Source organism: Acetomicrobium flavidum, from assembly GCF_900129645.1.
Taxonomy (GTDB): domain Bacteria; phylum Synergistota; class Synergistia; order Synergistales; family Acetomicrobiaceae; genus Acetomicrobium; species Acetomicrobium flavidum.
On sequence record NZ_FSQZ01000001.1, the window covers coordinates 1,640,384 to 1,654,020 of the forward strand.

12 protein-coding genes are annotated in these 13,637 nt (G+C 44.2%); 11 read left to right on the top strand and 1 reads right to left on the bottom strand.

What is annotated here, in order from left to right:
* Position 1 precedes the first annotated feature (1 nt).
* The 8 genes from BUQ78_RS08135 (at position 2) to BUQ78_RS08170 (ending at position 9,201) form a co-directional block, all read left to right on the top strand.
* A complete protein-coding gene (locus BUQ78_RS08135; RefSeq protein ID WP_084532309.1) occupies positions 2 to 1,378 on the top strand; it encodes a phosphohexomutase domain-containing protein in 1,377 nt (458 codons plus the stop codon).
* Positions 1,379 to 1,504: 126 nt separating this feature from the next.
* Complete coding sequence (locus BUQ78_RS08140; RefSeq protein WP_014807345.1) at positions 1,505 to 3,103, top strand: CTP synthase; 1,599 nt, start codon at positions 1,505 to 1,507, stop codon at positions 3,101 to 3,103.
* A 25-nt stretch (positions 3,104 to 3,128) separates the two neighbouring features.
* Positions 3,129 to 4,169 carry a cupredoxin domain-containing protein gene (locus tag BUQ78_RS08145; RefSeq protein WP_074199866.1) on the top strand — a complete coding sequence of 347 codons (1,041 nt, stop codon included), beginning with the start codon at positions 3,129 to 3,131 and terminating at the stop codon, positions 4,167 to 4,169.
* Positions 4,170 to 4,212: 43 nt separating this feature from the next.
* A complete protein-coding gene (locus BUQ78_RS08150; protein WP_014807343.1) occupies positions 4,213 to 4,644 on the top strand; it encodes a hypothetical protein in 432 nt (143 codons plus the stop codon).
* A 165-nt stretch (positions 4,645 to 4,809) separates the two neighbouring features.
* Positions 4,810 to 5,919 carry an NTF2-like N-terminal transpeptidase domain-containing protein gene (locus tag BUQ78_RS08155; protein ID WP_318259588.1) on the top strand — a complete coding sequence of 370 codons (1,110 nt, stop codon included), beginning with the start codon at positions 4,810 to 4,812 and terminating at the stop codon, positions 5,917 to 5,919.
* Entirely contained in the window at positions 5,909 to 6,454 is a 546-nt protein-coding gene (locus tag BUQ78_RS08160; protein WP_074199868.1) for an LptA/OstA family protein, read from the top strand. Before BUQ78_RS08155 ends, BUQ78_RS08160 begins: the two co-directional genes overlap by 11 nt.
* A 75-nt stretch (positions 6,455 to 6,529) precedes the next feature.
* Positions 6,530 to 8,245, top strand: coding sequence for an LPS-assembly protein LptD (locus tag BUQ78_RS08165; protein ID WP_014807340.1), 1,716 nt, complete (start codon positions 6,530 to 6,532; stop codon positions 8,243 to 8,245).
* The gene (locus BUQ78_RS08170) at positions 8,242 to 9,201 is read left to right on the top strand and encodes a D-alanine--D-alanine ligase family protein (protein ID WP_074199869.1); all 960 of its coding nucleotides are present in this window, start codon (positions 8,242 to 8,244) and stop codon (positions 9,199 to 9,201) included. Before BUQ78_RS08165 ends, BUQ78_RS08170 begins: the two co-directional genes overlap by 4 nt.
* Positions 9,202 to 9,265: 64 nt before the next feature.
* On the opposite strand, the gene greA is transcribed toward BUQ78_RS08170, so the two are convergent.
* The gene (gene greA / locus BUQ78_RS08175; protein WP_014807338.1) at positions 9,266 to 9,760 is read right to left on the bottom strand and encodes a transcription elongation factor GreA; all 495 of its coding nucleotides are present in this window, start codon (positions 9,758 to 9,760) and stop codon (positions 9,266 to 9,268) included.
* A gap of 424 nt (positions 9,761 to 10,184) precedes the next feature.
* On the opposite strand from greA, the gene miaB reads away from it, so the two are divergent.
* The 3 genes from miaB to BUQ78_RS08190 are packed head-to-tail and all read left to right on the top strand — an operon-like array spanning position 10,185 to position 13,628.
* On the top strand, positions 10,185 to 11,537 hold the full coding sequence (gene miaB / locus BUQ78_RS08180; RefSeq protein ID WP_074199870.1) for a tRNA (N6-isopentenyl adenosine(37)-C2)-methylthiotransferase MiaB: 1,353 nt from the start codon (positions 10,185 to 10,187) through the stop codon (positions 11,535 to 11,537).
* Between the two features lie 37 nt (positions 11,538 to 11,574).
* Entirely contained in the window at positions 11,575 to 12,222 is a 648-nt protein-coding gene (locus BUQ78_RS08185; RefSeq protein ID WP_074199871.1) for a helix-hairpin-helix domain-containing protein, read from the top strand.
* Positions 12,219 to 13,628, top strand: coding sequence for a ComEC/Rec2 family competence protein (locus BUQ78_RS08190; protein WP_074199872.1), 1,410 nt, complete (start codon positions 12,219 to 12,221; stop codon positions 13,626 to 13,628). The genes BUQ78_RS08185 and BUQ78_RS08190 overlap by 4 nt, the downstream gene beginning before the upstream one ends.
* Positions 13,629 to 13,637: the final 9 nt, after the last annotated feature.

Here is a 13,637-nt window from a genome sequence, read left to right on the forward strand (position 1 = left end):
TATGATCAAGTTTGGAACGGACGGATGGCGTGGCATAATAGCCGATGATTTCACCATGGAGAACGTCAAAAAGGTTAGTTGGGCCATAGGAGAACATGTCCTTGAAAGATTTGGGCCGGGAGCTGTCGTTTTAGTGGCCCGTGATGGCAGGTTTTTAGGAGAAAGGTTTGTAAAAGTTTCAAGCCAAGTTTTGAGTGGCATGGGGTTGGAGCCGATTGTGCTGGAAGGGCCAACTGCAACTCCTGTATGTGCTTTTGCGGTTAAACATCTCAATGCCAAGGGCGCTGTAATGTTCACCGCAAGCCATAATCCACCGGAGTATCAGGGTCTTAAATTCATACCCTTTTATGCCGGTCCGGCGACTCCAGACATAACGTCGGTAATTGAATCATATATTCCCGATGCTCCCGCAAAGATAAAGGTAGCAGAAGGGGATGCAAGGACATTTGACCCGACAGAGGATTACATTGCTCATGTGAAATCATTAGTCCAAATAAGCGGAAATGGTCAAGTGGTCGTGACGGATACCTTGCATGGCGTTGGTGGGAGATATTTACCAAGAATTTTGAGGGAATGCGGCTTCGAGGTAGTGTCCATAAACGAGGAGTTAAGACCTGATTTTGCCGGGTTAAGTCCGGAACCCAAAAGGGAAACTCTAGGAAACCTTGCATCTGAGGCCAGAAAGTTAAAAACGCTTGGACTTTCTACTGATGGCGATGCCGATCGCTTTGGCATTGTCGATGAGAACGGTGAGTTTTATTCGGCTAATTATATTTTAGCTATTCTCTATAATTATCTTTTGGAATCAGGCAGGAAGGGCGGTGTAGCAAGGACTGTCGCCACGACTCATATGTTGGATGAGATCGCAAGGATTGCAGGACAACCATCGTGGGAGACTCCTGTGGGCTTTAAATATTTAGGACAACTGCTCTTGAGGGAAAATGTTTTGCTCGCCGGTGAGGAATCCGGGGGTGCCTCTATAGCTGGCCATATACCCGAAAAAGATGGAATAATGATATGTCTTTTGGTCCTGAAAGCTGTTTGTGATAGCGGGCACCCTTTAAGAGTTTTGCTTGATGATATATACAAAAAACTCGGAGCAAGGTATGTGTCTATCAGGATGGATTTCAAAATTACCCATGAACGGAAAGAGCAGTTGATATCTGTGATGGACAAATGGAACGATGATACCTTTTGTGGTGAAAATGTCTTATCATTGAGGAGAGACGATGGTTTGAAGATAGTTTGCGATAAAGGATGGGTTTTACTTCGCCCATCTGGAACAGAGGATGTCGTGCGCCTTTACATTGAGGCCAATGGCGATGATATGTTGGAAAAACTTAAAAAATGTTCCTTGCAAATATTTGGTTTGGACTAGAAAATGTAAAATAAGCAATTTTGACCATGTTATTTCGATGTCTGTTTGATATTCTTGGCCGAGAGATGAGCCTCCTCGGCCTTTTTAGATGAATGCAAATATGATAACGACGGAGGTAGACCATAGATGAATAAGTTTATCTTTGTAACTGGAGGGGTGGTCTCATCCCTTGGAAAGGGAATAACGGCTGCTTCTTTGGGGTTATTGCTAAAACGAAGAGGTTATCGAGTGACGGCCATTAAGATGGATCCTTACATCAATGTTGATGCAGGCACGATGAATCCATACCAGCATGGCGAGGTTTTTGTGACCGACGACGGTGCGGAGACGGATCTGGACCTCGGGCATTATGAACGTTTCATAGACGAATCCCTTACAGCTAAAAATAATGTCACAACAGGTCAGGTCTATTCTTCAGTCATCAAAAAGGAAAGAGAAGGCAAATACTTGGGTGCCACTGTTCAGGTTATTCCCCACATTACCAACGAAATACAAGAGCGAATCCTAAAGGCCGGAGAAGGCTATGACGTCGTATTGGTGGAGATCGGGGGAACGGTTGGAGACATAGAAGGACAACCTTTTTTGGAGGCCATAAGACAGATTGGCTATAGAGTAGGTAGGGAAAACGTAGTCTACTGTCACGTTACTCTGGTTCCCTTTATTCCCACAGCTGGAGAGCTGAAGACCAAACCTACCCAACACAGCGTTAATGAACTTAGGCGCATAGGCATACAGCCCGATATAGTGGTGTGCAGAACAAGTCGTCCACTTGGCGATGAATTAAAAGATAAAATTGCATTGTTTTGTAACGTCAAGAAAAAGGCAGTGGTTGAGGCCATAGATGCTGATAATATTTATGAGATACCATTGCTCTTGCATAATCAAGATTTCGATTCAATGGTAATGGAGATGCTAAATTTAGAGAAGACCAACGAGCCGGACTTGCAGGAGTGGACGACTTATCTACAAAGAAGTAAATTGCCATCGAGAAAAATCGAAATTGCATTGGTGGGCAAATACGTTGGTCATAAAGATGCGTATCTTTCGGTGAAAGAGGCCATATGCCATGCAGCGGTTGTCAATGATGCGAAAGTTTACATACGTTACGTTGAGGCCGAAGAGGTGGAACGCATCGGCGTGGATGTACTCAAGGGGGTAAATGCAATATTGGTCCCTGGGGGATTTGGCAGAAGAGGAATTGAAGGCAAGATAGCTGCAGCACGATATGCCCGCGAAAATTCAATTCCTTACCTTGGTTTGTGCCTGGGAATGCAAGTTGCTGTCATAGAGTTTGCTAGGAATGTGTGCTCTATAGTATCAGCTCATAGCTCCGAATTTGATCCTGGAACTCCAAATCCCGTAATCCACTTGCTCGAGGAGCAAAAAGGAATTGAAAGCGTTGGAGGAAGCATGAGATTGGGTGCATATCCTTGTGAAATAAAGAAAGACACACTGGCCTATAGGGCTTACAGGTCTTCTATAGTTTACGAAAGACATCGCCATAGATGGGAGTTTAACAATGACTATAGGAACCGATTGGAAAAGGAGGGTCTGATAGTATCAGGCGTATGTCCTGGCAGAAATCTGGTTGAAATAGTCGAGCTAAAGGATCACCCTTGGTTTGTTGGTGTACAGTTTCATCCCGAATTCAAGTCTCGCCCAACAAGACCTCATCCGCTCTTCGCATCCTTCATTGAAGCAGCTGTGAAAAATTGCCAAGGGTAAATAGGGACAGAAAGGAGAAGCTGCCATGAAAGGGAGGATACTTGCGGTTGCTTTTATAGTAGCGTTAGTTGCTTCAATGGGCAGTATATCGAGCGCAGAGGAAACTGTGGATCAACCTCCTTTCGAAATTCTATCTCACATAGAGACACTGACTTACGGTCAGCCTAAAAGCGGTGGATTAATGTCTCGTTTGGCTGAAATAGAAAAAGTTTATTTTGGAAGAGAGTTGCCGGGAAGCTTAGCAGAAAGGCAACAAGCTTTTCTAAACTTCCTGGAAAACGGCCTGCCAGAACAGCCGTCCTTTATCTTTAAATTGGGCGTTGCAGAGTGGGTCGTGACCCAACAGGTTGGGGAAGGCAATTTAAAGGATCGTCTTGAGGCTTTAGAGAAGTTGCTGGAAGGTGACTCTAAGGCTGATGGTCCTTTTGCCATGAGGCTTGAGCGCATTGTTGGGATGATATTGCCTGAAGGTATCTCATGGAAAGAGATTGAAGTTCCAAAGCAGAAGGTTTTTAAAGTAGCATTAAAACACACGTTATCCCTTCAAGAGGTCAAGGTTGGGGATGTAGTTGAGCTTACCATGCAGGGTGACCTTGCGGTGGATAACTCCTTGGTCGCCCCATCCGGAAGCCGAGTGTTGGGTCACGTGGAAAGCATTAAGCCTCCCAGAAGCTTCGGAAGGCCTTCGGAAATTAAAATAGCCTTCGATCATATTGTTCCACTGGATGTAATAAATAAGGTTCCTGTCATATTAGGCCCTGAGGCAGAGAAGGCTAGCAAATCAGATGATTCGGTAGTAGCAGCAGCTGGAGCCAGCTTTTTTGGAGCAATTTTGCTTGGGCCTTTGGGTTTTGCTGGAGGCATGTTAGTCAAGGGCGATGTTAAGGATGTTCCGGCCGGCACGCCGTTCTATCTGGAGACAGCGGATGTTGCTCGCGTTAGGGCCTATCCGGTACCGGAGGTGTTGCAGAGCATAATTCGACCATCAGAGGTTCCTGTGCCACAGGAGGAAAATGGGAGCACTGAGACGCCCAAGGATCCATCTGAGAAGGGAACTAAACAATGATAGAGAGAATATGATAATTTTGTAAATATTTGGAGGGATTTAAATGAAAAAGATTAAGGCTCTGGTGCTAGGTTTAGCATTATTTTCAGCTATGGTCTTTGGTAGCCCAACTTATGCCCTCGATGTTTCGGATATAATAGGCGTCATCGGGGGAGGATTTTTAGTAGAAACCATCGCTGGGCCTCTCAATGACTTTATAAACACTATTACCCTTAACAAAGGGGTCGCTTCAGAAGATATGACTAAAGTCGTGCCGATAGTTTCCGCAGGGCAGGGCACAAGAATCGGTGCCGCCCAGGTCTCAGGGCCAAAATCTGCTGTAGACAGGACGAAAGCAGTGGCGAGGATAGACGCAGTGTTCAAAGATCGCTTTAGAATAGAGATATTAATCCCTATAGACTCTCTTAATCCTCTAGAGCGCTTCAGGAGGGTCCAGGGAGTTGGAATTTCTGCAGTGATTGACTATAAGCTATAGACTTAGCATGTGTTAAATATTTCGCAATAATGGCACGCAAGCACTAAAGGAGAGAATTGCTCTTTGAGGAAAGGCAAGAAAATATACCTCTTAGGACTAGCTAGCATTGTGATGATTTATGTACTCTGTCTGCATAGTTTGCCATTGCAGGCTAAGGATGCAAAAGTGGAACTTGTTGATAAGCTTGAGAGCAATACAGCCTTTCATTGGGGAACTGATTGTCTGGTATGGATAGTTCACTATCCCGAGGACATAGTTGACCCCTGGGTCTCCATAGAAGCTTCCAGACAAGGGCTTGGCAAGGAAGAGAGGGAAGCCTATCGCCAAGCCTTTGTCAAGGACTTGAAGATGAAGGAATGCGAGCCATTTCTTATGACCATCTATAATTTTGGGACAAAACCTTTGGACCTGAAACCTTTGTCGAAGCATCTTTTTATGTTATTAAATGGCAAGAAAATATCCTTATCGGCCTATGACAGTAAATTCGATGAACCGATAAGTGGCATATTGCAAGGATTGATATTTTTCCCAAAGGTAGACTCTAAAGATTTCACTATCACATTGACCGGCATCTCCCCAAGGGATATGTTTTTCTCGTTCGATTCTAGTAAATTGCAAAATGAAGATATCAAAGTTACTCGATCGACGGAAGAGACTGGAAAACTACCAAGTCAATCAAAGCCTGTAGCTAAAGTCCAACCAAAGCAATATTCGGGGTCCGATGAGGTCGTTGTGAAATTGCCATCATCTGAAGAAAAGTCCGAACAAAAGAAAGAAGATTCATCGATGAAACAAAATGAGCCCATCGAACCTTCGGACAATTCTCTAGATTCCGAAGGCAAGTCAAATGCATCGGAGGGATTTCCCCCTTCCCCGGCACCAGATCCATTGTTAAAAGCTCAGGAAACAAAACATGTTGAAAGCGAGATGGACTTAAAGCTTAAGGAAATGCTCCAGGATGCAGAAAGAGAGACGTCCTTGTCTAAGGAAGATGTGGTCACTCTTTTTGTGGAAAGCTGGGTCAATGGAGATCTGGATACCATGTATAGCCTTCTGGACTCCACTACCAAGGAGCGGTATTCTACCAAGGATTTTAGAGAAATTGCCATGGAATCCAACATACGCTGGGCTTTTAAGGATGGTTATAATATAACCTGGATTGACGAAACGAAGGCAAAAGTTAGCGGCATTCAAAAACTGCTCTTGGTTAAGGTGGAACGAAGTAAGGTGGTAAGATTGGTTCAAGAGAGGAGAAGGTGGCGCGTTGTCTGGTAAAAGGCGCAAATACCTCATTGCATCTGTGGCTTTATTGGTGGGTTTGTTTATTGCTTTTTTGATAAGAGATTTGCGTTTATCGAGTGTAGATAGCGATGAAGAGAAAGTAACTTTTGTAGTAGAAAAAGTTCATTACAAAAATATCATTGATCACGATGTTTATGTTATAGATGCCGAGAAGGGCATAAGGTCAAGCGACGAGTACATTTTAGATGATGTATATATTATTATTGAGACTGAAGATGGCAAAATTTGGAATGTAAAGGCTGCCCAAGGCAGTACACCTGATACATCTGGTGGTATTGTTACTCTAAAGCAGGCAACAGGTGTTACAAAGGTGAACGAGGAGGAGTTTCATTGGCAATCGCCGGAGGTTCAATGGAATCCAAACGATAAGCTCTTCTTTTTTGATGAGGGCATTCGTGTCCTTGGAGAATCCGTTGAAGTAGAGTCGAAAAAGGGACAAGTTCACCTTTCGGGCGAGATGTATCTGTCAGGCGGAGCGAGGGTCATATATAAGGCACCTAAAGAATAAGTTGTCGATGTTTCATTGTTCACCATAGAAAGTCTACCATGGAAGCTTTGATACTTAATAAAAGGAGAAACACCTATGACCTATAATCGTGCTGATGTATGGGTAAAAAATGTCAACGTAATATTGTTCAGCATATTCTTTCTGTTTCTTTTGTGTGTCGCAACGTATGCTCAAAGCCCATCTTCGCAAATAACGTTGGAGGCCGATAGGGTAGTTTATTTTGAGCCTGAGGGACGCGCACAGGCAGAAGGTAATGTGACAATTAGACGAGAGGATATAACCCTTAACGCCCCCTATGTTGAGTATTTGGTGGAAAATTCTATGGTCTTTGCTGAAAGCAAAGCAGAAGAGCAGGTCGTGCTCATATGGGGAGATAGAACATTAAGGGGCAGCAGGCTGGAATATAACCTAGTCACTAAAGAAGGGACTATGCAAGACGCTTCAGGACAAGAAGGCCCTGTATATATTTATGACGGTAATGTCAGTGTTGCTCCACCCAAGGCGGCATTGGCGAAGGGTTGGTTGGCCAAAGGCGATATAAAAAAGGTAAAAGAGGACACGCATATTGCCGTTTGGGAAAACGCAAATTACACAACATGTGATGCACCGAAACCGCATTATAATCTCTATACGACCAAAATGACAGTAATTCCTGACAATAAGGTAATATTGAGACGCCCAAAAGTATATCTCGATGGCAAATTGTTTTATACTTATCCGTTCAATTATGAGATCAGCTTGAAAGACAAAAAAACGAGCGGATCCTTTGTGTATCAATTTAAGGACGATTCCGATAGGGGAACAGGGATTATGGCCTATGGCCCGGTGATATCGGAAGACAGGTTGTCGGTTTATGCCCACGTTGCCTATTGGACCGAGATGAACGAAGAATGGATGATATCGGGCTCATATAACTTGAATGACCAGTGGGATCTGTTTGCCAGTACTGCTTATACATACAACTCCGACGAAGATGAAAAGCGCTATCGACCAGGTTGGGGGGCAAGCTATCATAATCAGGGTTTTTCCGGCAAGGTCTATTGGTCTCAGGCTGAAAGCGTATCTATCGAAAAAGAGGCGGGAGTAACTTATAAGGGGGTCTTGTGGCGATCCCCCGAGGTTGAACTCTTCACGCCTTGGATTAATATAGCTTCGGATACGAGGTCCCGTCTGGCGCTATACTGGGGTCATTATGAGGCAATGGGGATTAGCGGAACACAGGAAGCTTCCGTCGATAGATGGGGTTACGGCTTTGAGGCATCTCAATCCTTCAAGCCGCTGGATAAAAAGAATAATAACTTTACACCATTTATATGGGCTCAATATCAGAATTTCAGGTACGATGCAAAAAGGCTAAAACGTCAGGAGATAATAGATGCCGTCTATGGACTGCGATATAGGATCGGCGATTTTCCGATGGTTACAAGCTATGGACAACGCTGGACTACAGGGAATTCGCCCATGTCGTGGGATGACTATGACGACAGGCGCGAAATTTACCAAACGGTAGGCATTCCCTTGGGCAGCAGGTGGAAAGTGGCGGTGAGGGCTGCCTATGATTTTATGGATGAACATTTAGATGAGGTTGTGGGCAGCCTGGTCTATGATGAACATTGTTACGCCTGGGAGTTAATTTATAGGGACGAAAGGCCCATGTATTATTCGGACGATGAGGATGATTGGATAGGCCTTAGGCTTGTTATCAAAGCATTCCCGGAGACTAAGATTACCTTCGGCGGAGAGGTGGAGACGATAACGAGTCCTGCTCAGGAGGTTGGATTTATAAAATGAGTGGCATCAGAGTGTTGGTGTTGTATGGCGGAGAGAGTCCGGAGCGAGAGGTTTCACTCGTCAGCGGAAAGGCCGTTGTAGAAGCTGCTCGAAATAGTGGATTTAAGGTTATAGATGGTCAGGTTTGTACCACGAGAGATGTAATATCTTTAATACATAAAGGCGATTTCGACGTTGTCTTCATTGCCTTGCATGGCGGATGGGGAGAAGACGGAAGGTTACAGGCATTACTCGAATTTTACGGCGTTCCGTACACGGGATCAATGTCGGAAGCTTGCATGCTTGCGATGAACAAGGCCTTGAGCAAATATAAGTTTCGACGCAATGAAATACCTGTGCCTGATGGAATAGAGGTCGACATGCGTCAAGGCTTTGAGGCAGCCTATCGAAAGGTCATGGAGTTTTACGATGCCATTGGCAATGAAAAGATGATAATCAAGCCGTCAGGGTGCGGGAGTACTATTGGTGTAAGCACAGTAACCGAGAAAGACGATGTATCGCCGGCAATGAATTTAGCCTTTAAATATGATAACCTCATCCTTGCTGAACGATACATCTTCGGCAAAGAGCTGGCGGTAACAGTGTGGGATGACGGTAAGCCTAAAGCTTTTCCTATAATTGAAATAGTTCCCAAAAATTCTATTTATAGCTATAAAGCTAAGTATGTTCCCGGCGGAAGTGAATATATTGTGCCTGCTCAACTTGATAAATCTATTGCAATGACTGTGCAAGATGTCGCCGTGAAGGCACATTTAAGCTTAGGCTGCAGGCAGTACAGCAGGGTAGATATACGCCTCGACTTACAGGGAACTCCCTATGTTTTAGAAGTAAATACCGCCCCCGGTTTAACTGCTACTAGCTTGGTCCCGAAAGCGGCAAAAGCGATTGGGTGGTCCTTTGAGGATCTCGTTTTCCAACTGATAACAACCGCCATTAACAGAGAAAACCACATATAGCATAAATGTTACACGGCAAATTAAAGCAAGGAGATCTTATGTGAATAAGCTAAAATGCCATCTTCTATATTTCGATGCGCAGTATTTTAAGCCTTCTGATTCCACGAGGTGCCCTGGCTATTACTTCATCGCCAACGGCTTTGCCAATGATTGCCTGCCCGACGGGGCTTGATACGGATATTCTATGATTGTTCGGATCAGTTTCCTCTGAATTTACGATCACATACGTGAATTCCTTATTTAAATCTAAATCCTTTAGGGTAACTTTGGTACCTAATGTTACCTGGCTGGTGTCGATTTGATCGTTATCGATGATTTTGGCTTTCGATAGTTGCGATTCCAAGAATTGGATTCGTGCCTCAAGCTTGGCCTGGGCTTCTTTGGCTGCATGATATTCGGCATTTTCGCTCAAATCTCCGAAGGATCTTGCTTCTTCTAATTGTTTCGATATTTCAGATCTGCCGTCACTTCTCAATTTTATCAGTTCAGCTCTTAATTTTTGATACCCTTCCTTTGTCATTAAAATAACGTCATCGTGTTGAGTTCTTTGCATCGACATACTAAGTGCCCCTCCTTGCGAAAAACCTCATTGTATAAGTCGCGTTATCTTTTAGCTTTAAGAATTTTACAACATTTGTCGCCGATGTCAATCAATATATGATATATTACTAATAAGTCTTCGAATTCATATATCACCGATAGAATCCACGTGCAGAAAAAAGGTAAGGGAAGAAAGCAAATTTTATCCTTCGCTAAAATGCCATTTACATCATGATCAATGCTATCGTTATTCTTGTCATAGTTTAAAAGCCTAAGCGAAATGTAAATCAGCTATTGCTCTTTGCAAGTAAAAAGAACAATTGTTGGGCATGCATGTCATTGCTACATGATATATCCCCTTTGTTCATGTATAAATCCCAGTTTGTAGGCTATAATAATCTCAAACTTACAAGATCATTGTAACGAAAGAGGGAAGGACGAGTATGGCTTTGAGTTTTGCCATGGATATATATGGCTGTCAAATGAATCAGTACGACGGAGATCGCCTTAGGACTGTTCTAACCCAAAAAGGCTGGCTTGAGACGGATCCGTCATGTGCTGATATTGTGATCATGATAACCTGCAGTATTAGGGAAAAGGCCGAGCAAAAGGTGTTAAGCGAGATAGGACGTTACGGACGAATTTATAGGACAAAAGGGAGGCCTGTCTTGGCTGTTGTAGGCTGCATGGCTCAAAATATGGGTTTGGAGCTGTTGCGGAAGTTCCCTCAGGTGAAGGCAGTGGTGGGGCCAAGACATATAGGACGCCTTCCAGATGTTTTAGAGGGAGCCTTAAACCATAAAGCAGTGGCATATTTGGATGAAGATCCAAGGGAAATGGTGGACTTGGAGGTGGCACCTTTAGTTAGAAACAATCCCTTTAAGGCATTTGTCACCATTGCTCATGGATGCGATAATTTTTGCACATACTGCATTGTGCCTTACGTACGTGGAAGGTTTGTCTCTAGACATCCCAGCGAAATTTTGAAGGAAGTAAACGAGCTCGTTGAAAGCGGGGTTATCGAAGTTACGCTTCTTGGCCAAAACGTAGATTCCTATGGTAAAGATTTTGATAACGGGTATAGGTTTTCTAACCTTTTGAGGGATGTATCGCGTATACCGGGATTACTCAGGGTTCGATTTACTACATCACATCCTAAAGATTTTACTGACGATGTGATAGAGGTCATGGCTTCAGAGCCGAAAATCTGCCCTGCCATAAATCTGCCAATTCAATCCGGTAGCAACAGAATATTAAAAAAGATGAATCGAGGTTATACCGTTGAACACTACGAAGAAATCGTCAATCACATACGCGAAGCAGTGCCCGAGGTTGCCATTACTAGTGATCTGATTGTGGGATTTCCCGGCGAGGCTGAAGACGACTTTAAAGACACTCTGGAGATGTTAAAAAGGATGCAGTTTGACTTGGTCCATACTGCTGCTTATTCTCCCAGAAATGGCACCCCGGCTGCGGTTATGCCCGATCAGGTGCCTGAGGAGGAGAAAAAAAGAAGGCTTGCCATTGTCAATGAGCTGCAAGATGGCATTTCTTTACAAAAGAATTTAAGCTTGATTGGCAATGTGGTCGAGGTGTTGATCGACGGCTATGCTCCTAAGGGGAAATCCATGTTGCAGGGCAGGACGCCTACCGATAAGGTGGTTCTTATCCCTGGCGACGAAGATATGTTGGGCAAGTTATGTCAGGTGCATGTTACAAACGCATCCCATTGGTACTTATATGGCGAGATAATTTCATCTAAGGATTTTAGCGATGTCCTTGAAGTCAAACTTTAAAAATTACTGTCAAGTTAAGAATTTAAAGTGGCTCCTAGTGGCTCTGTCGTTTTTTATCTTCGCTTTAGGATTTGCCTTTGCCTATTCCTTGGGAAGTTTAAAGGGGAACGAGTTTAATGCTGAGGAAATTACAATTAAGCCTTTCGAAGGTTCCGAAGTTACAGATCGCGCTAGCGCGAGGAACGAGGAAGGACAAATGCGCCCTGCCCAAGAAGAGTGGGTGCTATATGTTACCGGTGCAGTTAACAATCCCGGGGTATATAGGTTGCCTCAAGACTCAAGGGTCTACCAATTAGTTGAAAAGGCAGGTGGACTTACTCCTAAAGCCGATTCGGCTGCAGTCAACTTGGCAGCAAAACTAAACGACGGATGTCATGTGCACGTGCCCGAGGTTGGGGAAACTGTTTCCGTCGGCAGGGAAGTATCTAATGTGCCAGTTTCGCAAGGTTATTCTGCACACGTTGTCGATATGGGCTCACAAAAGACCACTGTGGATTTAAACGATGCCGATATTGGAACTTTGCAAAACCTTCCTGGCATAGGTCCAAAGACGGCCCAAGCGATTGTGGATTACAGGGAGGCAAAGGGTGGTTTTCGTTCCGTAGAAGAACTGCTCGATGTCAAGGGTATAGGCCCAAAGAAAATGGAGAAGATTAGGCCCTTTGTTACCGTTGGATATCGATGAAATTGCTTTATGAAGCTCCGGGTCTGTGCCTGTTAACTTCGCTGGTGATATCGATTCTTTTGACCGCAAAGGGTTTTCCGTTTTGGTTGGCTAGCGTTGTGGCAGGATCAGTGATGTTGTCTTTAGGTTTCTGTTCCTACGATGGTACAGATGAGGTATTTGTTATTTTGATTTTATGCTTTCTCATAGGTTTGTCGGGTAGCTTGTGGCTAACATGGAGAGTAACGCATGAGCCAAAATTGCCCGATAGGCTGACGGAAACGGCGATTGTATCTTTCGAAAGGCCCTGGGGAAGCAAGAGGGCCTTGATTTTAAAGACCGCTCAAGGCAATTATGTTGCCGAAGTAACGCCCAACTTGGCTTTGAGGGAAGGAGATCGCATTAAAGTCAAGGCATCGGTATTACCCCTTGAGAAGAAAACTAGCGGATTTAATCCCTACACATACTGGAGGGCCAGGGGTGTGAGTGGCCGTTTGGTGGGATTACAGCTGCTTAAGTCCAACAAGGGCCGAACCTTTAGCTTATATTGCTGGAGATCGATTTTAAGAAAATGGGTGTTGTTGAACTTTCCGTTAAGGGTACGGGGATATTTACTGGCTTTATTATTTGGAGTCAAAGATCCGGACCTGGCTCAAGTTCATGCAAGATGGGGCACTTCCCATCTTCTTGCCGTGTCAGGATTTCATGTGGCCCTGGTTGTCGGAATTGTCTTTCGAGCTTTAAGGCGAACAAGATGGAAGGTTCAAATATCATTATTCCTGTTATTTCTTTATCTGGCCTTTACGGGATTCGCTGCCAGTGCCATGCGTGCCGGCATAATGGTGGCCTTTATTCTCATGGGAAAGTTGATCGGGCGTCCAATGAAGGCCATTCAGGCGGTGAGCCTGGCAGCTGTATGCTTGCTTCTGTGGAGGCCTTGGTTTGTATGGGACGTAGGTTGGAAATTATCGGTGCTTTCGGCCTTGGCCATAGGGTGTATTGACATATTTCCTAAAAGATTTTCGTTGTTGCTTTCAAGCGCTTTCCTTTGGACCATCACCGCAGGTATAGTCCTTGTAACTTTTAAAACATTGCCCATAGCCGGACTTATTACCAACATATTTGCAATTCCAATCTTCGCCATTTTGTTCATGGCAGTCTTATTATCGGTTCCCATTGCTTTGCTGCCGTATGGTTTAGGAGCGACAGTAATTTCCTTTGTGGAAAAATCGATATTGGCGTTTGAGTATGTATTAAATTGGATGACATCCTTTGTGCCTATGAGCATCGTCGACACTTGGCATTGGCCCTTTATTTCTCTTGCAGTATTTTTTATCATACTGGCAAGAAAGTTGGAATTAGGTTGTCTTAGAAGTGTTTGTGTCACGATTTGCGGGTTAATGCTTTATGGTGTATTGCTATCTTAATGTGAGGGG